Origin of the sequence: Streptomyces sp. CB01580, assembly GCF_001905795.1 — a bacterium.
GTDB lineage: Bacteria > Actinomycetota > Actinomycetes > Streptomycetales > Streptomycetaceae > Streptomyces.
Genome location: NZ_LIXJ01000030.1, coordinates 1 through 23,820, shown reverse-complemented (window position 1 = coordinate 23,820; position 23,820 = coordinate 1). Strand labels below are relative to the sequence as shown.

Sequence of the window (23,820 nt, the reverse complement as noted above, 5' to 3'; positions counted from 1 at the left end):
GTTGCCGGGCCCCGGGCACGAGTCGATTACCTGTGGGGGCGCCGCGATGTGAGCCCGCGCAGCCTCAGCCGGGCGAGCACCGCGCGCACGCTCGTGGCCCTTGCCGTCGTGCCGGATACCCGCTCGGGCACGTGCCTCCGCTCCCGTTCCCGTTTCCGTTTCCGTTTCGAGGTGCCGAGCGAGTCGGTCGCGGAAGCAGCCAGGGGTGCGGGCGTGAGCGGGAAGGCAGGAGCGCGGGCGGGCCCGGCCCCGGTGTTGGTGTTGGTGTTGGTGTCACTCTCGGTCTCCAGAGCGGGTCGGATGGCCTGAACTGACTGGTCCGTGGTGGCCGTCCTTCGCCCCGGCCCCTGCTCGTCCGCGTCGGCGAGACGGTGTCCGGGGCCATGGCCTCGACAGTCGGCATCCGTCCGTGGAACCGGCCGGATCCTTCTGGCGCGGTCCACCTCCGCGATCAGGTCGGCCTGCCGTCGCAACGCCTCCTCCGGTTCCTCAGCCCGCATCAGACGCGCCATCGTGTCCTGTGCGTGAGGCGGCACCGTCGGCGCGAGGACCGGTTCGGGCCGGATCCCGGCAAGGTGGGCCCGCTCGGACGGTTCGTCGATCAGCTCCGCCACTCGCAGAGGATCCAGCGTGCCGGCCAGCACGGCCGCACGGGCCCAGGGATCGTCGGTCAGTGCCATCAGCCGCTCGACGCGCCGCACACGCCAATTGCGTGCCCGCTGGTCCGCGCCGCCCTCAAGCCGATCGCGCACCCAGGCCGGGCTCCGTCCCGTGAGGAGCAGGGGCTCGCGCGCCGCGAACCCGGCGAGTTCCTCGGCCAGATAGAGCCAGACCACCGCTCGATAGCGGTTCAGGTAGAACGTGATCGGCGTGAAGCACCCCGCGCGGGCCAATTTGGCGAAACGGCCCGCGCTGACCCCGATCAGGCGGGCCCCCTCCGCCGTACCGACTGCGCGCACCCTTTCCCTCAGCACGTCAGGGAACCCGTCCCGCGCCCGCAGCCGTTCGATCTCCTCACGGTGGACCCGCGGACTGCCCTCACCCCGCTGCGTCGACACACGCACCAGGCCCAGATGCACGGCGATGATGAACTCGCCGCGCTTCAAGTGGAGTTCGCGAGCCGCCGTGCTCACAGCCATCGTGTTCGCGGTCTCCACACCCACAACCCCGGCAACCGTCATGACATCCCCCCTCCGGTTGATTACTCTCTGTGATCAGAGTACTCCGGAGGCGGCACACCCGCGCGGCCTGTGGAAAACTCCCGTGCGGATCAGGCCCGGTCCTCCTCCTCGTCCCCGTCCTGGCGCGCGGCGACGCCGAGGTGTTCACCGACCCTGTTGACGAGCAGGGTCATCTCGTAGGCGACCTGGCCCACGTCGGCGTCGGCCGCACTCAGCACGCACAGGCAGCTTCCCTCGCCGGCGGCCGTCACGAACAACAGCGCCTCGTCGAACTCCACCATGGTCTGCCGGGCCCTCCCCGCACGGAAGTGGCGCCCCGAACCACGGGCGAGGCTGTGGAGCCCCGACGAGACCGCGGCGAGATGTTCCGCGTCCTCACGCGCGAGCCCCGTGCTCGCCCCGGTCACGAGTCCGTCGTTCGACAGCACCAGCGCATGCCGTATGTGCCCGACCCTGTTCGTGAGATCGTCAAGGAGCCAGTCGAGTTCCTTGTCCAGCGCCATGTGCCCTTTCCTCCCCGCTCATGCGTTCCCCGTGCCCCGCGTTTCGCGTAAGCCTTGCGCACTGGTCACGAACGGGCAAGCACTACTCGGTCACGTGGCCGGGTCCCAGCGCCTCGACTCCGTGACGGCTGGTAAAAGAGGCACTGTCCACCGGGCCCGCACCACTCACCCCTGCGGGACGTCGGCGCACGGGTCGTCGTCCGCCGAGCGGGCCTCGTCGGCGACAGCGGGCGGCACCGCGGAAGGAGCCGTTCCCCCGGTCGTGGCCGACGAGTCCTCGGTGTAGGAGCTGCCGAGGACGACGCGGATTCCGGCCGAGTCGGACGCATCCGTCCTGGCTCCGGGCAGGAGCCGAGCGGCCTTCTCGGCGTCGTTCCGCAGGCCCGGTCCGTATTCGACGACCGTCGAGACGTGGTCCTGACGGCTCGCCGTGGCCGCGGTGGTGACGGTGAACCCCCGGGAGCGCAGGAGGTCGGCGGCCCGGGCCGCGAGCCCGGTGACCGTGGTGCCGTTGTAGACGGCGAGACTGATGCCCTTCCCCAGGAGCGGGTCGGCGGCAGCGGACGGGGCGCTGTCGCCGTCGGTCCGGTCGCGCTCGGCGGACCGTCTGCCGCTGGCGTCCTTGCCGTCGACCGTGCGGTCAGCCTTCAACGCGGCCCAGAGGGCGTCGGCGTCGGACTCGACGATCGCGACGCGAGCACCCTCGTAGCGCCACGGGACGGTCACGAACTTGGTGTTGTGCAGGTCGACGTTCTTCATCGACATGGCGAAGGCGAGCAGCCGGTCGGCCGATCCGAGCCCGGGGTCGACGGTCAGCGCATCGGTGGCCGCGTCGGCGAGGGGCAGAAGCGTGGTCGGGTTCATGCCGCGCGACTTGACCTCCTTGATGAGCGAGGCGACGAAAGCCTGCTGACGCTTGATGCGCCCGAGGTCCGAGCCGTCACCGATGCCGTGCCGCAGCCGGACGTAGTCGAGTGCCCGCTGCCCGGAGACGGTCTGCGGACCCTTCGCGAAGATCCGCGCCCCCCGGGTGGGCAGTTTCGGGCTGAGGTCGCGCTGATGGATGTCGTGGGGCAGGCAGACGGGCACGCCTCCGACCGCCGAGGTGAGCGCGGAGAAGCCGGCGAAGTCGACGACGACGGTGTGGTCGACACGCAGGCCGGTGAGGCGTTCGACGGTGTTCTGGGTACAGGCGGGGTTGCCCTCGGCGGTCTCTCCCACCGAGAACGCCGCGTTGAACATGGCGCCGTGCTTCGGGGCGGTCCACGCGCCTCCCGGAAGTCTGCACGCCGGGATCTCGACCAGGGAGTCACGGGGGATCGACACGGCGACGGCGTGCTTGCGGTCGCCGTACACATGGAGGAGGAAGGCGGTGTCGGAGCGCCCCACCGCGCCCGTGCCACCGCCCAGTTCGCTGTTGCCTCCCGCACGCGAATCCGATCCGATGACCAGGACGTTCTGGCCCATCGACGAACCGGGCGGCCGGTCCCCGGAGAGCCCGTCCGCGCTGAAGGTGTCGATGCCGCCGTTCAGTTTCAGGTACACCCACCCGACGCCCGAGACGAGCAGCACGAGAAAGGACAGTCCGGTCACGGCCGTCCGCCTCAGGCGTCCGACCCGCGACCGGCCCGTCGCCGCCTTGCCATGTGTTGTCATCGGCCACCCCGTTCGTCCGGTTCCAGGAGGAACACCTGCCTTCCGTCGAGGAAGACGCGCGCCACCATCCTGTGGTTTTACAGTTGCGCAATGTAGCGAGTGCCGTTGTTCGAATGGATCACCGGACCTGCCCACAATCAGCCAGAAGCACTTCCCGGGAACTACGAGCGCAAACACCGGCCGAAACGCGGCACTGAAACGCAGTTCTCTCATGCCACACAACTGCCCGCCTCGCCCGCACCGTTGGACCGTGGTGCTCGTGGCGTCCTTCCTGACGGTCCCCGCTGCCGGGAAGGACGCCACGCCCGGCCATGCGCGGAGGCGGACGGAACGACGGACCCCGCTCCCCAGACATCACTTCAGGAATTGCGCAATTATGGGAACCATGAGGTCGTCCTCGGCGTTCACCCTGGTGACGACAGACGACGCGCTGATCACTGATCGCTGAAGCGCTGTACCACTGGAGGATGTTCATGGGTGTGAGCCTGGCCAAGGGCGGCAATGTCTCCTTGTCGAAGGAGGCACCCGGCCTGACCGCGGTGACGGTCGGTCTGGGCTGGGACGTGCGCACGACCACGGGCGCCGACCATGACCTGGACGCGAGTGCGCTGCTGTGCTCGCAGACCGGGAAGGTCCTCTCCGACCTGCACTTCGTCTTCTACAACAACCTGACGAGCCCCGACGGTTCGGTCCAGCACACCGGTGACAACCTGACCGGGGAGGGCGAGGGCGACGACGAGTCCATCAATGTGGACCTGTCCGCCGTGCCCGCCGATGTCGCCAAGATCGTCTTCCCGGTCTCCATCCATGAGGCCCAGAGCCGCGGCCAGAGCTTCGGCCAGGTCCGCAACGCCTTCATTCGCGTGGTGAACCGGTCGAACGGCGTCGAGCTCGCGCGCTACGACCTCAGTGAGGACGCCTCGACCGAGACCGCCATGGTCTTCGGCGAGCTCTACCGGCACGGCGCGGAGTGGAAGTTCCGAGCGGTCGGCCAGGGCTACGCTTCGGGGCTCGCCGGAATCGCGTCCGACTACGGAGTCAACGTCTGATTCCGCAGGCCGTTCGCGCCCGCTGAACCCGCACCCGGCCACTCTCCCCGACCCTCCGCGGGTTCGGGGAGAGTGGTCGGCCTCGCCAGGTGCCGCTCCTGGCGAGGCCACGACGCCGGTACCGGCCGTGGGCCGCGGGGCCACGTGCCGTGGGCCGCGTCGCGGAGGGGCGTCGGCGTGGTGCCGTGTTCCGCTCCCGCGGCGATTGCGCGATCATTTTGACATGTCCGGTGACCACGCACATGTCCAGGAGTTCTTCACGGCCCGCGCGGCGGGCTGGGACGCCCGTTTCCCCGATGACGGGCCCGCCTACGCCGCGGCCGTCGAGGCTATCGGTCTGCGCTCCGGTGACGCGGTCCTCGACGCGGGCTGCGGCACGGGGCGGGCACTGCCCGCTCTGCGGACGGCCGTGGGACCGGACGGCACGGTCCTGGGCGTGGATCTGACACCGGCGATGCTGGAGTCGGCGGTACGGGCGGGCCGTGACCGCAGCGGGCTGCTGCTCCTCGCCGATGTCGCCCGTCTGCCGTTGCGGTCGGGGGCGCTCGACGCAGTGTTCGCCGCCGGTCTCATCTCCCATCTGGCGCACCCCGGACCGGATCTGGCCGAGCTGGCCCGGGTGGTGCGGCCGGGCGGGCGGCTGGCATTGTTCCATCCCGTCGGACGCGCCGCTCTGGCGGCCCGCCACGGCCGCCCGCTCACGGAGGACGACCTGCGGGCCGAGGCCAACCTCCGTCCGATGCTGGCGCGTTCCGGTTGGCGACTCGACGCCTACACCGACGTGGACGACCGGTTTCTCGCGCTCGCCACGCATACGGCCTGACGCCCGCGCTGTACGAGCGCCTTGACGCCCGCGCTGCACGAGCGTCTTGACGCCCGCGCCGTACGAAGGCGCCGATACGTACCGCGCAGGCTTCAGGTGCGCGCCGGGGACGCGCCGACGGGCGAGGGAACGCACGCCGACCGGGGGCGCCGTCCCCCTCTCCGGTTCAGTCCTGCCCGGGTGCTTCGGCGCGCCGACCGTGCGGAACCGGACAGCCGCGAACGCCCGGAGTGGGGAACGTCCCCAGCCGGGCGACTTCGTAGCCGTTCGGGTACCCCTTGATCTCGGGGTTCTGTCGCGCGTAGTGCGGGTCGGTGCGCGGCGGCAGCAGCCGGACGGCCCGCGCCCTCAGACGGAGCGCGCCATGGGTGAGCCCACGGGCCACCAGCCCGGGGCGTTCGTACCTGAACGCTCGGAGCAGCGAGTCGTCCAGGAGCGCGAGGGCCGCCTTCCGCGCGACCGGCGCGAGGGGGCGCGGGTACCAGGAGCCCATCAGGTCCAGCGTGGCGTCGGAGACGCGGCGTCCGCCCTCGTCCCAGCCGAAGTGCTCGGCCTCGTAGGCGTCCAGGGTGCGCTCGAAGTCCTCGTACGTCTCCGGCAGGTCCTTGATGCCCATGTGGGCACCGAGTGTCCGGTAGTAGACGGCGCACGCCCGCAGTTCGTGGGACGACAGCCGGCGCCAGCCGAAGTCGTCGAGCCACCGCTTCGGCGTGACGACGAACGTGCACAGCACGTAGCGCATGTCGTCATTGCTGATGTCGTAGCTTCGGTGCATCTGGTTGATCCGGCGGATGGCCGTCCGACCCGCTTCGTCGGCGAAACCGTGTTCCACGACCGTGTCGAGGAGAAGTGCGGTGTCGTCGTAGCGCTTCTGCGACCGCTCGGTCAGCTCGGCGGTCTCGGCGAGGAGCCGGCCGATACTGGGGACGGCATAGGTGCGGTACAGCGCGAGTTCGAGTGCGCGGGCGATGTCCCACGGAAACTCGTAGGTCGCCGTGATGCGATAGATCCGCAGGAAGTCCCGTTCAGGATCGAGACTCTGAATCTCCTTCAGACGGTCGCACCGCTTCACCCGGCTACCCCCTCGCGTCGGTCGGAAGTCCAACTCTACGTCGACGGAAGGCGGGCACCGCACTCGAAGGAACATCTGTCGGCCGGGTCCGGATCCGGGACCGCGGCGGACGAGCCAGGGAGCGGTGGGCCGGTCCAGGCACCACTTGTCAGGACCTCGACGAGCGAGTTACCGACTGGTTAGGGTGCGCCGACGACAACCGTGACGGACGAGGAGAGAGCCGTGGCAGGGACAGGCGATGCGGTCACCGACGACGACGCGCTGTATGTGCTGACCGCGGCGCTGCTCACGCCCGCGCAGTTCCCGACCGTGCTCGGTGACGACTACCCCGCCGCCTGTGCGGAGCTCGCCCTCGAACCGTATGCCGAGGGGTACGGCCTGGTCCTCGGCCAGGACGCCGGGGGCGCGCGCTGGACCGTGGTCGTGGACGACGTGTCGCTGGTCGCCGTGGCGATCGCCGCCTGGGACTGCGGCATGGAGTACGACCTGTCACCGGACGACCGCTCGATGGTCTGTGCGTTGCCGGGCTGGCCGCTCGGGGTCGCAGTCGCCGCCCCGGGGCTGGCCGCCCCGCACGATCCGCCGCCGGCCCCGGACACCGGGGGCCGCGGCCCGGTCCCCCTCGCGCCTCCCGCCTCGGGCACATGGGGACCGGCCCAGCGGCGCATGGGGGCGGACGAGATCGCGCACCAATGGACGTCCTGGCGGGAGCAGTTGGACGACACAACTGCCTCGGTCTCCTCCGACGTCACGAACGACGGCGCGGGGTTCGGGTCCGGGAGCGGAGCCACGACCGGCACCGGGGCCGGGCCTGGGGACGAGACGGGTGCCGCCCCCGGGACGGGCACCGGGGTTCGAGCAAGGGAGGAGAGCCGGGAAAGGGCCACGCACGGGGTCCGGGACGGAGAGAAGGCGGGAGGCGAGCACGGCGCCGGAGCCGAGGGACCAGATGCCACGGCCCCCACCGCTCCCCCGCCCGTCGTATCGCACGCCGGACTGCGGCGGGCGCTGACGGAGGCGCACGCCTACCTGGACGCCCCACCTCCGCCGGGCCGGATACGGTCCTCCTTCGCCGCCGGCGATAGCCGGATGCTGCGCATCGACGGTCCCGGCTGGTCCATGGTCGCCAGGACGGACGACATGGCATTCGTCCTGCTGGACGACGAACCGGGAGAGGTGTTTCCGGTCGGACGAGGCGCGCAGCTGCCCGGTCTGCTGGAGGCTCTGGACGCGATCGCGGTACGGCCGGTCTGAGCGGCGTACCACCGGCCGCCGTCCCGGCCTCCGGAGCCTCCGGGATCGCGGACACCGCAACGGGCTGTCGGCAGCGCGTACTCGCGGCGGGCGGTCACAGTCGACCGGGCCGCGCGACGCGGCCCCTCCCTGTCTCCGGACCTCCACCGTCGCCTTGCCCATCAGCTCCCGTCAGCGGCCTATTTCCCTGCGGGTGATCCTGCGGAGCCTGCGTCGCTGGCCGGGATCCAGCATCAGATAGCCGACCGTCGGCACGCCGACCAGGACGAGCAACGACAGCCAGAACCCGATGAAGGGCATCAGGACGACCGCCGCGACGACTCCCCCGATGGCGATCTTCGCACTGTTCGACATCGTCACACGCCTCCTTCACGGCCGCAGCCGTTCCTGTTGTGGGAACGCCCGCGGGGTCCCATCGGTTCCAGCCTGCCCGAGAGTCATCTCAACGGCTCGCCGACCTCGTGCATGTGCCGGAGCGCCTGCCGGTACGACTCGACGAGCCCGGTCTCCGTGTACGGCATGCCGAGCGCCGCGCAGTGGGCGCGCACCAGGGGCTGCGCCAGCCGCAGGTGGGGGCGCGGCATGCTCGGGAAGAGGTGGTGCTCGATCTGGTAGTTGAGTCCGCCGAGGAACCAGTCGGTGAGGGCGCCGCCACGCACGTTGCGCGAGGTGAGGACCTGGCGCTGGAGGTGCCCCCAGCGGTCGCCTTCGGGGTCGGGCATCTCCATGCCCTTGTGGTTGGGCGCGAACGCCATGCCCAGATGGAGCCCGAAGAGGGCATGGTGCAGGAGGGCGAAGGCGACTGCCTTCCCGGGCGACATGACCGTGAGCAGCAGTGCCGTGTAGAGACCGAGGTGGGCGACCAGGAGCAGGGCCGAGAGGGCGCGTTCCCTGGCGGGCTGACGGCTGAGGTACTGGAATCCGGAGATCTTGAGGGCGATGCCTTCGAGGAGCAGCATGGGGAAGAACAGCCGGGCCTGGTGGCGGGTGAGCCAACGGGCGAAGCCCTCGCGCAGGGCCGCCTGTTTCCGGGTCCAGACCAGGGCCCCGACGGCGACGTCCGGGTCCTTGTCGACGTGATTGGGGTGGGCGTGGTGGCGCACGTGTTTGTCGTTCCACCACGCCTCGTTCATCCCCAGCAGCAGGTTGCCGTGCACGAGGCCGACGGCCCGGCTCGTCCGGCGGCGGGCGGATATCTGGGCATGCCCGGCGTCGTGCCCGATGAACGCGGTGCGGGACCAGAAGACTGCCAGCGGCAGTGCGAGCAGCAGGGTCCACCAGCTGTCGCCGATGAGGAACATGCCGGTGACCACTGCACCCAGGGCGAGCAGGTTGACGGCGATGCCGAGCGCGTACCAGCCGGTGCGGTGTTCCAGAAGCCCCTGTCCCTTGACCGCTTGGAGCAGCGGCGCGAAGTCGCTCCCCCGGTTCGGGGCCGTACCAAGCCCCGGCGCGGATTCCCGGCTCGCGGTGGGCTTCCGGCCCGGAGCGGTTCCCGGGCCCGGGGCGCTTCCCTGGCTCGGCGCCGTTTCGCGGCCTCGCGTCTCCGGGGCGTCTCCCGTACCGTCTCGAACACCTTCCGCGGCGGTGGACATGGCCTGGGACATGGGGTCTCCGGTCTCTGGAAGGCTGCGTTGACCTGTAGAAACGTACGGTCGCCGGAACCCTGGCGGCCATGACGTCACCACCCCTGGTCCACTGGGGCCAGCCCCCGCCCTCCGAGTGGGGCCGGCTGCACCCGGGACGCCGCGGGGCAGGTGGGCGGCGGAGTGAGAAGGCCGACAGGGCGACCGGAGTACCGCATCACCCGGAAGGTGGAACCACGCCGCCCGACAGTGATGCAGATCACCGCACCGCCAGGCATGAACCACTCGAGCGCGGAGTACTCTCGACCCCCCAGCACGCTAGTCAAATTTGAGGAATTCGGGCCATCGCTGTGCACAGGTTCCCTGCCGCAACGCTTTCCGAGGTCTCCGCACTCTCCGGCTGTTCCGTGGTCTTCCTCCCCGGGGACCCGTTCCGTGCCGGCCGTATCATCTTCTGGCATCCGGACGGCAGCGCTCCGCCCGACGGTCCCGGCTCCGTCGAGGAGCTGGCCGTCGTCGGGGCCGACGCGCAGGTGTACGTCGTACCCGCGCTGATGCTCCCCGTCCGGGATGCGCTGCCCGTGCTGACGCGCGCGCGTCTCGCGCCGCATGCCTCCGGCGCCGCCGCGTTCTGGGGCGCCGCCGCGCTTCTCGCGCTGCAACTCGCCGCCCGCGGCCTGCTGCTGCCCGGACTCACCGCCACCGATCACGACGCCTGGCGGGCCGGTCCCCTGTCCGCGGACGACCAGGAGCGCGTCCGTACGCTCGCCGCCTCGATGCCGCCGCCCGCCCACGCCGTTCCGCTCGACGCGTCCGCGCACCCGGTGCTGCTGCCGGAACCCGAACGGCTGCTCCGCGCGTTCCTCGACGCGGTGGCCGACGGCCTGCCGCGTACGCCGGCCGCGGCCCTCGCCACGACGAGCCCCGCGTTCGCCGTCGACGAGGCGCGGCGTCTGCCGGGCGGGCGCGCCTGGGCCGCCGATGTCGCGGCCGGGCACGATGCGGGCGTCCGGCTCTCGCTGCGGATGGAGGTGTCGGGGCTGACGGACGCGGGAGCGGACGACGAGCCTCTGGCCGGAACGGCCGACGGCGCCTCCTTCCGGGCCATCCTCCAGATCCACGGTGTCGGCGATCCGGCGCTGGTCGCCGATGCCGCCGACGTCTGGACGGGCGCGGGGACGGGCCCAGCTGCGGCGTTCGGCCCGCGCGCCCGCATGGACGCACTGCTGTCTCTGCGGCGGGCCGCCCGGGCCTGGCCCGCGCTGACACCGCTGCTGTCGGCCGCCGTGCCCGACTTCGTCGAACCGGCCGACGAGGAGCTCGCGGAACTCCTCGGTCCGGCCGGACGGGCCCTCGCCGCGGCCGGGGTCCAGGTGCACTGGCCGCGCGAACTGGCCCGCACGCTCACCGCACGTGCGGTGATCGGCCCGCCCAACGACGACGCCCAGGAGCCCGAGGGACCGGCCCGTACCGGCGCGGAGGCTCCGTCGTTCCTGTCGACGGACGCGCTGCTGTCGTTCGACTGGTGGTTCGCGCTGGGCGACCAGAAGCTCAGCCGCACCGAACTGGACCGGCTCGCCGAGGCCGGCAGGCCGCTGGTGCGACTGCGCGACCAGTGGGTACTGATCGATCCCGAGGAGGTGCGACGCGCCCGGGAGACCCGGGACCGCAAGGTCGCGCCGATCGACGCGCTGGGCGCCGTACTGACCGGTTCCGCCGAGTTCGACGGCCGCCGGGTCGCCGTGCACGCCACCGGCCAACTGGAACAGCTGCGTCGCAGGCTGGCGGATCCGGAGTCCGACGCGGCACGGGACGAACGGTGGACGATCGGTCAGCCGACGGCGCTCGACGCCGTGTTGCGCGACTACCAGTTGCGTGGTCTGAACTGGCTGCACACCATGACCTCGCTCGGCCTCGGCGGCTGCCTCGCGGACGACATGGGCCTCGGCAAGACCATCACCCTGATCGCGCTGCACCTGCACCGGCTCGCCGCCGGTCCGGACACCGGACCGACCCTCGTGGTGTGCCCGACCTCGCTCATGGGGAACTGGCAGCGGGAGATCGAGAAGTTCGCGCCGGGCACTCCGGTCCGCCGCTTCCACGGCGGGGCGCGCGACCTCACGGGTCCGGCGGCCGGTGAGTTCGTCCTGACCACCTACGGCACCATGCGGCTCGACGCGGCGAGGCTCGCCGAGGTCGAGTGGGGTCTGGTGGTCGCCGACGAGGCACAGCACGTCAAGAACCCGTACTCGGCGACCGCCAAGCAGCTGCGGACGATCGGCGCGCGGGCGCGGATCGCGCTCACCGGCACCCCGGTGGAGAACAACCTGTCGGAGCTGTGGGCGATCCTCGACTGGACCACGCCCGGCCTGCTGGGCCGCCTCGGCACCTTCCGCACGCGCTACGCGCGGACCGCGGAGGGCGGCGATCCGGCGGCTGCCGAACGGCTCGCCGCACTGGTGCGGCCGTTCCTGTTGCGGCGGCGCAAGTCGGATCCCGGCATCGCCCCGGAACTGCCGCCGAAGACCGAGACGGACCGGACGGTGTCGCTCACCGCGGAACAGACCGGACTCTACGAGGCGGTGGTCCGCGAGACCCTGACCGCGCTCTCGACCGCCGACGGTTTCGCGCGGCGCGGGCTGGTGGTGAAGCTCCTGACGGCCCTGAAGCAGATCTGCAATCACCCTGCGCAGTACCTCAAGGAGAACGCGCCGCGGATCGAGGGCCGCTCGGGGAAGGTGGAGCTGCTGGACGAGTTGCTCGACACGATCCTGGCGGAGGGCGCGAGCGTGCTCGTGTTCACGCAGTACGTGGCCATGGCCCGGCTGCTCGAACGGCACCTGGCGGCCCGGGGCGTACCCACACAGTTCCTGCACGGCGGCACACCGGTCATGGAACGGGAGGCGATGGTGGGGAGATTCCAGGCGGGCGAGTACGCGGTCTTCCTGCTGTCGCTGAAGGCGGCGGGTACCGGGCTCAACCTGACCCGCGCCGGGCATGTCGTGCACTTCGACCGATGGTGGAACCCCGCGGTGGAGGCGCAGGCCACCGACCGCGCGTACCGGATCGGCCAGACCCAGCCGGTGCAGGTGCACCGGCTGATCGCCGAAGGCACCGTCGAGGACCGGATCGCCGACATGCTGACCAGGAAGCAGGGGCTGGCCGACGCGGTGCTCGGCTCCGGCGAGGCGGCGTTCACCGAACTGACGGACGCGGAACTGGCCGAACTGGTGGAACTACGAGAGGGCTCCCGATGAACCACGGTCACGGCGGATACGACGGCAAGGCGGGACACGGCGCCGACGCGGCATCGGCGCAGGAACGTACCTTCACCGCGCTGCCGCCCGCGCGCGGACGCGGATTCGCCGACTCCTGGTGGGGACGGGCATGGCTGAAGGCCCTGGAGGACACCGCGCTGGACGGCTCCCAGCTCAAGAAGGGGCGCGGGGTCGCGCGCGAGGGCCTGGTCGGCGCGGTGTCGGTACGGCCGGGCCGGATCACCGCGGTCGTCCGCGACCGGAACGGGTCGGCGTACCGCAGCGACGTGCTGTTCCAGGAGCTGGACGAGGCGGACTGGGAGCGCTTCCTGGACGTGGCCGCCGCCCGCGCCGGGCATGTCGCGGCGCTCCTCGATCGCGAGATGCCGCCCCATCTGGTCGAGGACGCGGCGGCGGCAGGGGTGGAACTGCTCCCGGGCATCGGCGACCTGGAACCCGAATGCAGCTGCGAGGCGTGGGACCACTGCCCGCACACCGCCGCGCTGTGCTACCAGGTGGCTCGGTTGCTCGACCAGGATCCCTTCGTGCTGCTGCTCATGCGGGGGCGTGGCGAACGTCGGCTCCTGGACGAGCTCCAACTGCGCATCGTGGCCAGCGCCTCGGAGCGGGGGGCGTCCGGCCGGGGTGCCCCGACCGACGGATCCGGTGGCGTGGGCGCCGCGTCGGCGGAGGCGGCGGACGGAGGGGTGCGGGCGGACGAGGCGTTCGCCGCACGGGACATCCTGCCCCCGCTGCCCGCTCCCCCGCCCCTGCCGGGCGAGCCGGGTCCGGTCCCGTCGCTGGGGACGGAGACCGAACCGGAGCCCGGCATCGACACGGCGGTCCTGGAGCTTCTGGCGGCCGACGGTGCGGCGCGTGCCCACTGGATGCTGGCGGACGCCCTCTCCCCCGACCATGCGCACCGGCCGCCGCCCGTCGCGCTGACGCCGCGTCAGGACGCCGTGCGGCTGCTCGCGGGCGCCCGGCCCGAACCCTGGATCGCGAAGCGGCTGGCCGCCGGATCGGGACGGAGCCCGGCCGCCCTCGACGCGGCGGTGCGCGCCTGGCGGTACGGCGGGGCGGCCGGTCTCGCCGTGCTCGACGAGGAGTGGACGCCGGCCCCGGAGACCCTGACCAGGGCTCAGGCCCGGCTCACCGCCGCATGGGAGGGGGACGAGCGCCCCAGGCTGCGGGCCGTCGGCAACCGCTGGACGGCCGCGGAGGACGGTGTGCAGCTCCGCTACGGCCGGGACGGCCGCTGGTGGCCGTACCTCGACGAGGACGGTCACTGGGTACCGGCAGGCCCCGGGGACGAGGACCCGGCGGCGGCGCTGGGCGGTGCAGAGCCTTCCGCTCCTCCGTCAGCCGCCGCGCGCCGCCCCGGTGTTCAACTCGATGTCACCGCGCCCTGAGAGGGAGACGCGTGGAGAGGGAGAGCGGAACCCGACGCGCCTCCGAGCTGTCCGTGCCTCAGGAGTCTCGATGACGAAGTCAAGCCGCCTGCGCGACCGGCAGCTCGGGGGTGAAGACCCGGTCGTCGCGCAGGAGGGCCCACAGGACACTGGCTCGTCGGCGGGCGAGGGCAATGACTGCATGGACGTGCTTGCCGCCCTCGGCGCGCTTCTTCGGGTGGAAGTCCCGGTCGGCCCGTCGCGGACGATGCTGGTCCGCGCGGACATGTAGAAGACGCGTCGCAAGCGGCGGCTGTACCGCTCGGGCCGGTGGAGGTTGCCGGTTCGGCGGCCGGAGTCGCGGGGAACGGGGACCAGTCCGGCAGCGGGCGCGAGGTGGCCGGCCACCGGCCGGATACGGCGGGTCAGGGTGGCCCGGTCCCGCAGCCGGTGGCGTCCCGGGCCCGGACCCACGCACGAGTCGGCGCGCTCGCCGGCCCTCCGTACGCCCTCCCCGCGTCCGGACAGGGCGCCCGCCCGGTCCGCCGTTGCATGCCGCCCGCCCCGCACCCGAATTCGGCACCCGGTGTCTTCCGCCGCCCGCGCGTCGCCCGTACGGTAGGGCGCGCGGGCCGCTGGGCCGTACATCGGACAACGCCTTCCGGACATCGGACGAAGGGGGCCACGGGTGTCGGGGGATCCGGGAAGCGGCACCGCTCGCCGGGAAGACGAAGGACCCGCGGCGCACGAGGCAGGGCACTGTGCTCGGCGCTCATCATCGGCCTGGTGCACCTGCGGGCGTTCGCGCGGCTCCACCCGCGCCGCCGCTCCCCCGTCATCGGTGTACCGAGGCCGGGCGACGGCCCTGCCCGTCAGGGCGAGGGCAAGACCCGCGGCATGGCCGTGGAGTGCGCGATGAGCACGGTGGCCGTGGTCGAGTTGCTGAACGGCGCTTCGACGCCGTGGCCGCGCACCGAGTCCGACAGTCATCCGATGCCGACGGCTTCCGCGCGCCCTCTCGAAGGCGCGCGCCGCATATCGCAGTTGGTGCTGGTGCGGTGGCCGGGCCGCGACTACGGTCTGTCCGAGCTCGACGCCCATCAACCAGTCGGTCAGGCGGCGGAGGCGCCGTCGGCGAACGTGTACGACACCAACCCCACGAGCGTCGCGAAGACCCTCAAGGAGTGGCTGCCCGCGGGTGATCCGCACCGCGGGATCCCCCGCCCTGCGCAGGAGACCGTGGCGCTCCTCCCCCGGCCCTGACGCCTCTTGTCCTGTTCCTCCGTCTCGATTCCCCCCACGTACAGGAGTTCTCATGCACCGCAGAAGGATCCTCCAGGGCGCTGCGGCGACCGCGGCAGCCGCACTGCTGCCCGCATCCGCCCGCGCCGCGGCCGCCACGACGGCGGGCGACACGGATTACCCGGTCGCCCACTGGGCGCCCGCGTCCACGTCCAACTACACGGCTTCGAACCGCCCTTCGGCCTATCCGGTCCAGTACGTGATCATCCACGTCGCGCAGGAGACGTTCTCGAACACGGTCGGGATCTTCCAGAACCCTGCCAAGCAGGTCTCCGCGCACTACGTGGTGCGTTCGGGGGACGGCTACGTCGCCCAGTGCGTCCGGGAGCGGAACATCGCCTGGCACGCGGGGAACTGGGACTACAACACGCGCAGTATCGGCATCGAGCACGAGGGCTGGGTGGATCAGCCGTCGTACTTCACCAACGCCATGTACGAGAAGTCGGCGCTGCTGACCGCCTCGATCTGCGACCGTCACGGCATCCCCAAGGACCGGGCGCACATCCTCGGCCACGCCCAGGTCCCTGGCTCCGACCACACAGACCCCGGCCCGAACTGGGACTGGGTGCGCTACATCCGTCTGGTCAACCTGCAATCGGCCGGCTGAGGCGTCCCCCGCCCCGGCGTCCTGCCGAGCGGCGGCGCCCGTCCGGTCGCCGCGCGCCACAGTTGTGGCGGCCGTCCGCTGCGGCCACGATGGGGGGTGCACGACGCGCCTGGACGGGAGGGTGAGTTGACGGACCCCTGGGTGGCCCTGGCAACCGGTACGGACCCGGGGCGGTGGCTCGGCCGGCTGCGGCACGCGCACGAGGTGTTCACCACGGCCGGGCGGCTGGAGCACCCGGTGCGGCCGGTGGTCGCCGAGTCGTGGCGCCGTTCAGCCCGGGCCCGGGTCAGCCCCGACGGCACGGCCCCGGTCGAACTGGGCACGGACGACCTGGGGCCGTACCGGGACGGGCATCCCCTGGCCCCCGTCATGCCGGTGATCCGCGAGTTGATGTGCACGTACGCGACGGACGGGGAGCACCTGCTCGCGGTGTGCGACGCGCACGGCAGACTGCTGTGGGTCGAGGGACATCCGAAGGCCCGACGCGCCGCGAGCCGGATGAACTTCGTGGAGGGCGCCCGCTGGGCGGAGTGCGTTGCCGGGACGAACGCGCCGGGCACGGCCCTCGCCGTCGGCCGGCCGGTGCAGGTCTTCGCCGCCGAGCACTTCCGCCGGACGGTCCAGCAGTGGACGTGCGCGGCGGCGCCGCTGCACGACCCGCGCACGGGGCGGGTGCTGGGCGCGGTGGACATCACCGGAGGGGACCGGCTCGCGCATCCGCACAGTCTGGCGTTCGTGCAGGCGGTGGCGCGGGCCGCCGAGTCGCAGCTGGCTCTGCTCGCGCCCGCGCCCGGCGACGGGACCGTACAGCTCACCGCGCTCGGCCGGGACGAGGCGCTCTTCGTCGCGGGCGGCCGCAGGGTGCGACTCAGCAGACGGCACAGCGAGATCCTGGTGACCCTGGCCCGGCATCCCGAGGGCCTCGGCGGCGACGAACTCCTCGTCGAACTGTACGAGGACGAGTCTGTGACCCCCGTGACGCTGCGGGCCGAACTCTCCCGGCTGCGGCGGCTCCTGGGGCCAGACCTCCTGCTCTCCCGCCCCTACCGGCTCTCGGCCGTCGTAGACGCCGACTTCGACACGGTGGCGCGCAGACTGGCGTCGGGCTCGGTGGCATCGGCGCTGGGCGTCTACGCGGGCCCTCTGCTGCCCGGCTCGCAGTCGCCGTCCGTCGTCCGCTTGCGCCACCGGCTCGACGAGCAGTTGCGGGCGGCACTGATCGCGCGCGGTGACCCGGGGCTGCTGGCCGACTGGGCGCACAGCCCCTGGGGCGAGGACGATCTTCCGGTCTGGCGGGCGCTCGCGGCGGCCGCGCCCGGGGACCGGCGCCCGGCACTGCTCGCCCGGGTTCGGGCGCTGGAGACGGAACAGGGGGCGGCAGGGCCGGGCCCAGTCCTCGAACTGCCGTAGCGGGCGGAAGATCGACGACAACCCCAAGGACTTTCCCGTAATTCCTGGCGGGCGCACGACGACAGCTGCGGCACCTCGCCGCGTTGTCGAAACGCCCGCATACATCCAGCACGCGGGCGCCCCTCCGCCCCGCGACGCACCGCATCGGACGCCGCGCGCCGACCCACCAGGGATTGCGGGACAGCCCTCAGGTGCCCGCCACGCGTGTGCAACGGGGTTGCAACGTAGCGCGGTCTACCCTCGCGCCGAGAGCCGTCCAACGGCGGGCGGCACCGGATCCGGGAGACCACAGAGATGACCCGTTACGCCGCGCCGGGCACCGAGGGCGCCATCGTCTCGTACGAGTCCCGCTACGACCACTGGATCGGCGGTGCGTACGTCCCGCCCGTGCGGGGTCAGTACTTCGAGAATCCCAGTCCGGTGAACGGCAAGCCGTTCACCGAGGTCGCCCGGGGCACCGCCGAGGACGTCGAACGCGCCCTGGACGCGGCACACGCCGCGGCGCCCGCGTGGGGCGCCACCTCTGCGGCCGACCGTGCCTCGATCCTCAACCGGATCGCCGACCGGATGGAGGCACATCTGGAGGAGCTGGCGGTTGCCGAGAGCTGGGACAACGGCAAGCCGGTGCGCGAGACCCTGGCCGCCGACATCCCTCTGGCCATCGACCACTTCCGCTACTTCGCCGGTGTGCTGCGCGCTCAGGAAGGGACCCTCAGCCAGATCGACGACGACACCGTCGCGTACCACTTCCACGAGCCGCTGGGAGTGGTGGCCCAGATCATCCCGTGGAACTTCCCCATCCTGATGGCGACGTGGAAGCTGGCCCCCGCGCTCGCGGCGGGCAACGCGGTGGTCCTGAAGCCGGCCGAGCAGACCCCGGCCTCCATCCACGTGTGGCTGAACCTGGTCGCCGATCTCCTGCCGCCGGGCGTGGTGAACATCGTCAATGGCTTCGGCGCCGAGGCCGGCAAGCCCCTCGCGTCCAGCCCGCGCGTCGCGAAGATCGCGTTCACCGGCGAGACGACGACGGGGCGGCTGATCATGCAGTACGCCTCCGAGAACATCAAGCCGGTCACACTGGAGCTGGGCGGCAAGTCCCCGAACATCTTCTTCGACGACGTGTGGAACGAGGACGACGACTTCCGCGACAAGGCCCTGGAGGGCTTCACCATGTTCGCCCTCAACCAGGGCGAGGTGTGCACCTGTCCGTCGCGCGCGCTGATCCAGCGCGGGCTCTACGACGAGTTCCTGCAGGCGGGCATCGCCCGCACCGAGAAGATCGTGGCGGGGAACCCGCTGGACACGGACACCATGATCGGCGCGCAGGCGTCCAACGACCAGTTGCAGAAGATCCTCTCCTACCTGGACATCGGCCGGCAGGAGGGCGCGAAGATCCTCACCGGCGGTCAGCGGATCGAGCACGACGGGGAGCTGGCGGGCGGCTACTACGTCCAGCCGACGGTCTTCGAGGGCGACAACCGCATGCGGGTCTTCCAGGAGGAGATCTTCGGCCCGGTCGTGGCGGTGACGTCCTTCTCGGACTTCGACGACGCGATCAGGACGGCGAACGACACGCTGTACGGCCTCGGCGCGGGCGTGTGGACCCGCGACGTCAACACCGCGTACCGCGCGGGCCGCGCCATCCAGGCAGGCAGGGTCTGGACGAACTGCTACCACGCGTACCCGGCCCATGCCGCATTCGGCGGCTACAAGCAGTCGGGCATCGGCCGGGAGAACCACAGGATGATGCTGGAGCACTACCAGCAGACGAAGAATCTGCTGGTGAGCTACTCGCCGAAGAAGATCGGGTTCTTCTAGGAGCACGAAAGAGGGCGCCTGACCTGGGCTTTTGCCCGGCAGGCGCCCCTCGCTTACCTTACCGAGGGAGGGGTTGCGTTTGCACCGAAACTCCCAGTTCATCCCACCGGTATCCCGTTCCTGACCAGCTCTTCCGGACCAGTCACGGACCAAAACCCCGGCTCACTCCCCAGGCGACTCGCCCCGGCTGACGCGGTCCCACTCCTCCATGGACTGCTCGATGAGGCGGTTGGCCTGCTCCCGGACGCCATCTAGTGCCGCTCCCGGCAACGTTTGCCCCGTCGCACCGCCCGGCACGCACGCTCGCGGCGTTGGCCGAAAGCCCACGTAGCCCGCTACGAGGGCTTTCGGCCGCCTTGCGATCGCACGCACCGGACGCCGCTCCTTCCGGGCAAACCTTGCCGGTCACGGCACTAGGAACTTGGCGTAGTGACGGAACAGGACCTCGATGCTCTGGCCCGCGCGGCGAGCGCGTTCAGCCGGGTCAACCCCGGAGTACAACCAGAAGGAGATGCCTGCGTGCCGGAGATCGTAGGGCCGCTTGGCCAGCCCGGAAGCGATCTCCATGCGTGTCAGCACGTACTCCCGCGCCCGCGCCCAGGTCGCACCATAGGCTGATGTGTCCACGTAGTTGCCGGCCTGGTTCCAAAACAGCCGACCGTCCGGTGCCACGCCGAAGCGGTCGATGTGTGCACGAAGGACACGCACGAACTGTGGCGGGATGGGCACAGGCCGGGTGGTGGTCTCGGCCCGACGCTTCAGTGAGTGCACCTCATGCACGGCGCCGTCATCCGTCCAGCCCTCCCCTGCGGTGACGACACCGCCCGACAGGTTGAGCACGCCCCAACCAGTCTTGGGCAAATGGCACTGCTCAAGCCGGAGGTGAATGACCTCTGCCGGCCGCATCGCCGCGTAGTACATGCAGCCGAAGAACGCCTCCAGATGAGGGCCACACCCAGGTTGCTGAGCAACCGCCGCGAGAAGCCGGGAAACCTGGGCCGGGTTGGGAACGGCAGCCGGGTCAACCTCCTCATTGACCGCTGGAGCGTTCCACCGAAGTCCCTTGAGGGGGTTCTCGGCGAAATATCCTTTCTCCACCGCCGTGTTGAGTGCTTCGTTGAACGCAGCCTTCTTACGCCGTGCAGTCTTGGCCGCAGCCTTCTTCCCGTCCAGCTTGCGACACAGGGCGTCCAGTGCCCGTCGCAGCACATCAGCTTCCGCGAGAGCACCGACAGGAAGGGAGTTCCGTTTCATCCATTCCAGGGCTCTCCGCCACTCCTCCTTCGGCTCCTCAACCCATGCGTTCTTGTTGAACGCCCACGAGTACAAGGCGCGCCGCAGTACCCGCGGCTCCGAGTAGGCTGCTCCGGCGGCCACCAGAGCAGGCGTGATGGTGGCGAATGCATCAGCCAGGGTGCGACGGGTGTTGCCCGGCGTGCGGTCCCATCGCTGATCAAGGTATTCGTGGGCGAGGTCGTGCCACGTGATCCGCTGCTTGACAGCTCGCAGTTCGGATGCCGGTCCCGCTGTGGAAGCAGTACGCGGCCGTCCTGCGGTGATCTTGCCGGCGTCAAGGAGGCTGCCGAGCAGGCTCGCGGTGAGCACCTTCTGCGCCGAGCCGGTCTCGAACGCGGTGTCCGGGGTGACCGGGGTCGAGCCGTCGGTGGTGCCCAGCGCGGCCCTGGTGACGGTGCCGTGGTCGACGACCGCGACCGAGACGCCCACCGAGCCGCCCGCGACCTGGCCGTCCGGCAGCAGGCTGGCGACCCGCTCGGCCAACGCCGCGTCACCACTGCGGTGGGCGGCGACCGGCCCGCGCAGCGCGCCGCCGACCGCACGCCCGGCCGCCGGGACGCGGTCGACAAGCTGTACCTGGCCAAGGGCACGGACGCCGCGGCCGACCTCTACTTCAACTTTCCGATGGACGGACGGTGAGCTGACTCTCTGCAAGGACATCAACCAAAATGGTTTCCCCTGCGAGATCCAGGTCAAGAAGCCCAACCGGCTCTGGACGCACGCCACCATCCTGGGCGCCGGCGACTACACGGACAACCGCCACCCGGACGACTTCCTGGTGCGGTGGTCCGACGGTGAGGTGTCCATGTACCCGGATGCGGACGAGACAGGCCTGAACCGCGAGATCACGCTGGTGTACCCGCCTGCGTAGGGCCTCCTGCGGGCTGGAGAAGCTTCCCCCCGGGGAGAGCCCTTCTCTCGTCGGATTGCCCTCCTCACATCCAGGAGGGCTTCTTCTTGTCGAAGAGCCAGGTGTTGAAGAGCGCGGTCAAGTCCTTCCCGGACTTGCTCTCGCACAGGGCTATGAACTGCCGGGTGTCAGCATTGCCGTGCCGGTGCTGCCGGGTCCAGGTACGAAGGATGCCGAAGAAGGTCTCGTCGCCGACGGCCCTGCGCACCTTGTGTACGACCATGGCACCGCGTCCGTAGACGGGCGGGTCGGAGACGTGCCCTCCGCTGGGCGGATCCGCCGGCGGGAACGCCCAGATGCCCTCGCTCTCGGCGTCCGTGCCGTCGTAGAAGTCCTCGAAGATCTCGGTGGTGCTCCTGTTGCCCCGCTCCTCCTCCCAAAGCCACTCCGCGTAGGTGGCCAGACCTTCGCTGAGCCACATGTCCTTCCACTTGCGTGGGGTGACGGAGTTGCCGAACCACTGGTGTGCCAGTTCGTGCACGAGCAGAGCCTCTTCGGGCGCCTCGCCGAAGTAGGACTTGGTCTGGGTCTCCAGGGCGTAGTCGAGCCCGGGCAGGTGGTCGACGATGGCGCCGGTTGAGGAGAAGGGGTAGGGACCGAAGCGTTTGCCGGCCCAGTCGACGATCTCGGGCACCAGGTCTGCGACATCGGCGGAGTCTTCGGCCTCGGCGGGGTCGATGGCGACGTAGACGGGCACGTCGTCGTCCGTCCAGCCCTTATGGATCTCGAAGTATCCGACCGAGACGTGTGCGAGGTAGCTGGCCATGGGCTCCTCAGTGCGCCAGTGCCGGGTCACCGTTTTGCCCTTGTCCTCCTCCGTGATCAGCGCACCGTTGCTGATCACGTCGTAGGGGTCGCCGTCCTCGTCCTTGGGCACGGTGACCGTGATGTCGTACGTGGCCTTGTCCGACGGGTGGTGGTTGCCCGGGAACCAGGTCATGGAGCCGGACGGCTGACCCAGGGCTGTCGAGCCGTCGTCGGTCTCTATCCAGCCTTCCAGTCCTCCGTCGTCGTCCTTGAGTGTGCGTGGTGTGCCGTCGTAGGTGACGACTGTCTTGAAGACTTCGCGGTTCCTCGCCGTCTTCGCCGGTGTCACGAGCAGCTCGTCGCCCGAGCGAGCGACTTGGGCCTTGGCTCCCTGCACCGTGGTGGTGCGTACTCGCAGCCCTGACAGGTCGAGGTTGAAGCGGCTCAGGTCCTGGGTGGCCCGCGCTGTGATGATCGCCGTGCCCTTCAGGTGGTTGGTCTCGGGCACGTAATCCAGCGTCAGCCCGTAGTGCAGCACGTCATAGCCACCATTGCCGAGCCCTGGGAACAGCCGATCCCCCACTCCGGCCGTGCCGGGCTTTCCGACCGCGACGGCACCGTTTCCCGGTGCGGAGCCGGTGCAGGATGTCGTCACGGCCAGGAGGAGTGCTGTGGCCGGGGCCCAGCCGGACAGACAGCCCGGGAGCGCCGACCGAGGCCGGCTGCCCTTAGCCATATGCGGTTTCATCTCGTGTCTCCCATCGATCGCAGGGCGCGAGACGTCAGAAAGTCGGCATCGTCCATTGGTTGCTTCAAAATTGGTAAAAGTTCTTTACACTCCTTGCGGCTGACGAGGTTGGCCTGGGTCTCGTCGGTGCCGGCGGCCACATCCACAGCCTGCTCGTCGAACTCCAGCCCCACTGACACTTCCGTGGCAGAACCACTGACGATGTCGTGGCAGACGACACATATGCGACGCCGTCCCGGTCATGTGTAGGCAACTTCCGGAGAGTTCCGGTCTCGTGCAGGTACGGCCACGACGCACTCGCCGCAGAACCGGGAAGCATCAAGGGATCACGCTCGCCGACAACGCCACCCGAGTGATCGAAGTCCTCGAACGGGCCAAGAGGAACGGGCCGACCATCCTCGTCGCCCACAGCAGGGGCGGCGTCACGGCCTCCGCCGTCGCCAACGCCCGGCCCGAGGTGTCGGCGGTGCTGGTGTGGTCTCGAAGGGAGTCACCTGCGCTGGCTCGTCCACCCGAAGCCCGCCGCCGAGCTGCTCGCAAACCTCACAGCGCGCTGACACTCCACCAGGCGCTTCACGGTGCGGCAGTAGGTGCGCGGGCCGGATCGCGTGAGCAGGCTCAGGCCAGCGCACCGGCCCGCCCGGGTCCAGTGGGATCCCTCAGGCTCACCCCACCAGGAACGCCAGACAATCAGTGGACTTTCGCGATGCACCCCCCAGAGGCGGCTGCCTACGGTTGAGCGGGACAGGAGGAGCCCGTTCGTCCCACTCAACCGTAAGCACCGCAGGTCAGAGCCCCGCCATGCCCACAGTTATCTGGGACAGGACAATAACAAGCCATCTCAATTGGTGACCGAGCCGCCCGTGAGAGTCAGCAGTCAGGCGCAGGTGTGGTGGACTTGACCGCGATGTGAAACTTGCCGTGTGGACCTGGGACGTGAGTCGCGCTGGGAAAAGGACGCAATGACGGTGGAGATCGTTTTCTCCCTGGTGACTTCCGCCGTGCTAGTGCCGCATCAGGCTTCCGGGGGTCCGTGACGGCCTACGCGACGCCCCTGAAGCGGGAACTGCTCGGTGTGGACGGTGCCCTCCTGGCGGAGCGCGGCGCGGTCGACGCGGACGTGGCGCGGCAGATGGCGACAGGTGTGCGGCGCGTTCTCGGTGCAGACTGGGGAGTGGCGACCACCGGCGTCGCGTGCCCCGACCCGCAG

The 23,820-nt window shown here is 70.6% G+C and carries 19 protein-coding genes and 4 pseudogenes; 13 read left to right on the top strand and 10 right to left on the bottom strand.

The genetic code is table 11. The features are described from left to right. Positions 1 to 26 precede the first annotated feature (26 nt). The 3 genes from AMK22_RS30610 to AMK22_RS30600 form a co-directional block, all read right to left on the bottom strand. Positions 27 to 1,139, bottom strand: a complete 1,113-nt coding sequence (locus AMK22_RS30610) for a DUF6397 family protein (RefSeq protein ID WP_143203610.1) — start codon at positions 1,137 to 1,139, stop codon at positions 27 to 29. Between the two features lie 131 nt (positions 1,140 to 1,270). Further along, positions 1,271 to 1,684: a roadblock/LC7 domain-containing protein gene (locus tag AMK22_RS30605; protein WP_073790352.1), complete on the bottom strand. Its 414-nt coding sequence runs from the start codon at positions 1,682 to 1,684 to the stop codon at positions 1,271 to 1,273. Between the two features lie 165 nt (positions 1,685 to 1,849). Then, a complete protein-coding gene (locus AMK22_RS30600; RefSeq protein WP_199883354.1) occupies positions 1,850 to 3,340 on the bottom strand; it encodes an LCP family protein in 1,491 nt (496 codons plus the stop codon). Between the two features lie 473 nt (positions 3,341 to 3,813). Between AMK22_RS30600 and AMK22_RS30595 the strand changes: the two genes are divergently transcribed. After that, a complete protein-coding gene (locus tag AMK22_RS30595) occupies positions 3,814 to 4,389 on the top strand; it encodes a TerD family protein (RefSeq protein WP_073790472.1) in 576 nt (191 codons plus the stop codon). A 223-nt stretch (positions 4,390 to 4,612) separates the two neighbouring features. After that, entirely contained in the window at positions 4,613 to 5,212 is a 600-nt protein-coding gene (locus AMK22_RS30590) for a class I SAM-dependent methyltransferase (RefSeq protein ID WP_073790348.1), read from the top strand. Between the two features lie 166 nt (positions 5,213 to 5,378). On the opposite strand, the gene AMK22_RS30585 is transcribed toward AMK22_RS30590, so the two are convergent. After that, entirely contained in the window at positions 5,379 to 6,284 is a 906-nt protein-coding gene (locus AMK22_RS30585) for an oxygenase MpaB family protein (protein ID WP_242434203.1), read from the bottom strand. Positions 6,285 to 6,506: 222 nt separating this feature from the next. On the opposite strand from AMK22_RS30585, the gene AMK22_RS30580 reads away from it, so the two are divergent. After that, on the top strand, positions 6,507 to 7,538 hold the full coding sequence (locus AMK22_RS30580) for a hypothetical protein (RefSeq protein WP_073790345.1): 1,032 nt from the start codon (positions 6,507 to 6,509) through the stop codon (positions 7,536 to 7,538). Positions 7,539 to 7,709: 171 nt separating this feature from the next. On the opposite strand, the gene AMK22_RS30575 is transcribed toward AMK22_RS30580, so the two are convergent. Then, complete coding sequence (locus AMK22_RS30575; protein ID WP_073790471.1) at positions 7,710 to 7,892, bottom strand: hypothetical protein; 183 nt, start codon at positions 7,890 to 7,892, stop codon at positions 7,710 to 7,712. Between the two features lie 83 nt (positions 7,893 to 7,975). Continuing rightward, a complete protein-coding gene (locus AMK22_RS30570; protein ID WP_242434202.1) occupies positions 7,976 to 9,145 on the bottom strand; it encodes a fatty acid desaturase family protein in 1,170 nt (389 codons plus the stop codon). 329 nt (positions 9,146 to 9,474) lie between these two features. Here AMK22_RS30570 and AMK22_RS30565 point away from each other — a divergent pair, with 329 nt between their 5' ends. Continuing rightward, on the top strand, positions 9,475 to 12,381 hold the full coding sequence (locus AMK22_RS30565; protein ID WP_073790344.1) for a DEAD/DEAH box helicase: 2,907 nt from the start codon (positions 9,475 to 9,477) through the stop codon (positions 12,379 to 12,381). Next, positions 12,378 to 13,793 carry an SWIM zinc finger family protein gene (locus AMK22_RS30560; protein ID WP_079186484.1) on the top strand — a complete coding sequence of 472 codons (1,416 nt, stop codon included), beginning with the start codon at positions 12,378 to 12,380 and terminating at the stop codon, positions 13,791 to 13,793. The genes AMK22_RS30565 and AMK22_RS30560 overlap by 4 nt, the downstream gene beginning before the upstream one ends. A 79-nt stretch (positions 13,794 to 13,872) precedes the next feature. Here the strand turns inward: AMK22_RS30560 and AMK22_RS30555 are convergent. Beyond that, positions 13,873 to 14,174 (bottom strand): annotated as a pseudogene (locus AMK22_RS30555) (transposase); the annotation flags it as partial. Between the two features lie 384 nt (positions 14,175 to 14,558). On the opposite strand from AMK22_RS30555, the gene AMK22_RS30550 reads away from it, so the two are divergent. The 4 genes from AMK22_RS30550 to exaC all read left to right on the top strand — a co-directional run bounded on the left by AMK22_RS30550 (position 14,559) and on the right by exaC (position 18,909). Continuing rightward, on the top strand, positions 14,559 to 15,035 hold the full coding sequence (locus AMK22_RS30550) for a hypothetical protein (protein ID WP_073790342.1): 477 nt from the start codon (positions 14,559 to 14,561) through the stop codon (positions 15,033 to 15,035). Positions 15,036 to 15,087: 52 nt separating this feature from the next. Then, positions 15,088 to 15,681, top strand: coding sequence for an N-acetylmuramoyl-L-alanine amidase (locus tag AMK22_RS30545; protein ID WP_073790340.1), 594 nt, complete (start codon positions 15,088 to 15,090; stop codon positions 15,679 to 15,681). Between the two features lie 126 nt (positions 15,682 to 15,807). Continuing rightward, on the top strand, positions 15,808 to 17,091 hold the full coding sequence (locus AMK22_RS30540) for a GAF domain-containing protein (protein ID WP_073790338.1): 1,284 nt from the start codon (positions 15,808 to 15,810) through the stop codon (positions 17,089 to 17,091). Between the two features lie 294 nt (positions 17,092 to 17,385). Further along, complete coding sequence (exaC, locus tag AMK22_RS30535) at positions 17,386 to 18,909, top strand: acetaldehyde dehydrogenase ExaC (RefSeq protein WP_073790336.1); 1,524 nt, start codon at positions 17,386 to 17,388, stop codon at positions 18,907 to 18,909. Between the two features lie 405 nt (positions 18,910 to 19,314). Here exaC and AMK22_RS30525 read toward each other — a convergent pair whose 3' ends face one another. Continuing rightward, positions 19,315 to 20,688, bottom strand: coding sequence for a site-specific integrase (locus tag AMK22_RS30525; protein ID WP_199883353.1), 1,374 nt, complete (start codon positions 20,686 to 20,688; stop codon positions 19,315 to 19,317). 18 nt (positions 20,689 to 20,706) lie between these two features. On the opposite strand from AMK22_RS30525, the gene AMK22_RS39675 reads away from it, so the two are divergent. Continuing rightward, complete coding sequence (locus AMK22_RS39675) at positions 20,707 to 20,844, top strand: hypothetical protein (protein WP_158072091.1); 138 nt, start codon at positions 20,707 to 20,709, stop codon at positions 20,842 to 20,844. A 296-nt stretch (positions 20,845 to 21,140) separates the two neighbouring features. Here the strand turns inward: AMK22_RS39675 and AMK22_RS30515 are convergent, their stop codons facing one another. Continuing rightward, entirely contained in the window at positions 21,141 to 22,517 is a 1,377-nt protein-coding gene (locus AMK22_RS30515) for a M1 family metallopeptidase (protein WP_242434200.1), read from the bottom strand. Between the two features lie 89 nt (positions 22,518 to 22,606). Beyond that, positions 22,607 to 22,783, bottom strand: coding sequence for a hypothetical protein (locus AMK22_RS39670; protein WP_158072090.1), 177 nt, complete (start codon positions 22,781 to 22,783; stop codon positions 22,607 to 22,609). A 120-nt stretch (positions 22,784 to 22,903) separates the two neighbouring features. Between AMK22_RS39670 and AMK22_RS41300 the strand changes: the two are divergent. The 3 pseudogenes from AMK22_RS41300 to AMK22_RS42140 form a co-directional block, all read left to right on the top strand. Then, a pseudogene (locus tag AMK22_RS41300) lies at positions 22,904 to 23,088 on the top strand (alpha/beta hydrolase); the annotation flags it as partial. A 445-nt stretch (positions 23,089 to 23,533) separates the two neighbouring features. Next, positions 23,534 to 23,617, top strand: a pseudogene (locus AMK22_RS42450) (DUF6332 family protein); the annotation flags it as partial. Positions 23,618 to 23,619: 2 nt separating this feature from the next. Continuing rightward, positions 23,620 to 23,820, top strand: a pseudogene (locus AMK22_RS42140) (CinA family protein); the annotation flags it as partial.

Coding starts and splice junctions, on each gene's coding strand:
- AMK22_RS30610 (WP_143203610.1), bottom strand. CDS start 1,139: ATGGCTGTGAGCACGGCGGCTCGCGAACTCCACTTGAAGCGCGGCGAG.
- AMK22_RS30605 (WP_073790352.1), bottom strand. CDS start 1,684: ATGGCGCTGGACAAGGAACTCGACTGGCTCCTTGACGATCTCACGAAC.
- AMK22_RS30600 (WP_199883354.1), bottom strand. CDS start 3,340: ATGACAACACATGGCAAGGCGGCGACGGGCCGGTCGCGGGTCGGACGC.
- AMK22_RS30595 (WP_073790472.1), top strand. CDS start 3,814: ATGGGTGTGAGCCTGGCCAAGGGCGGCAATGTCTCCTTGTCGAAGGAG.
- AMK22_RS30590 (WP_073790348.1), top strand. CDS start 4,613: ATGTCCGGTGACCACGCACATGTCCAGGAGTTCTTCACGGCCCGCGCG.
- AMK22_RS30575 (WP_073790471.1), bottom strand. CDS start 7,892: ATGTCGAACAGTGCGAAGATCGCCATCGGGGGAGTCGTCGCGGCGGTC.
- AMK22_RS30570 (WP_242434202.1), bottom strand. CDS start 9,145: ATGTCCCAGGCCATGTCCACCGCCGCGGAAGGTGTTCGAGACGGTACG.
- AMK22_RS30560 (WP_079186484.1), top strand. CDS start 12,378: ATGAACCACGGTCACGGCGGATACGACGGCAAGGCGGGACACGGCGCC.
- AMK22_RS30545 (WP_073790340.1), top strand. CDS start 15,088: ATGCACCGCAGAAGGATCCTCCAGGGCGCTGCGGCGACCGCGGCAGCC.
- exaC (WP_073790336.1), top strand. CDS start 17,386: ATGACCCGTTACGCCGCGCCGGGCACCGAGGGCGCCATCGTCTCGTAC.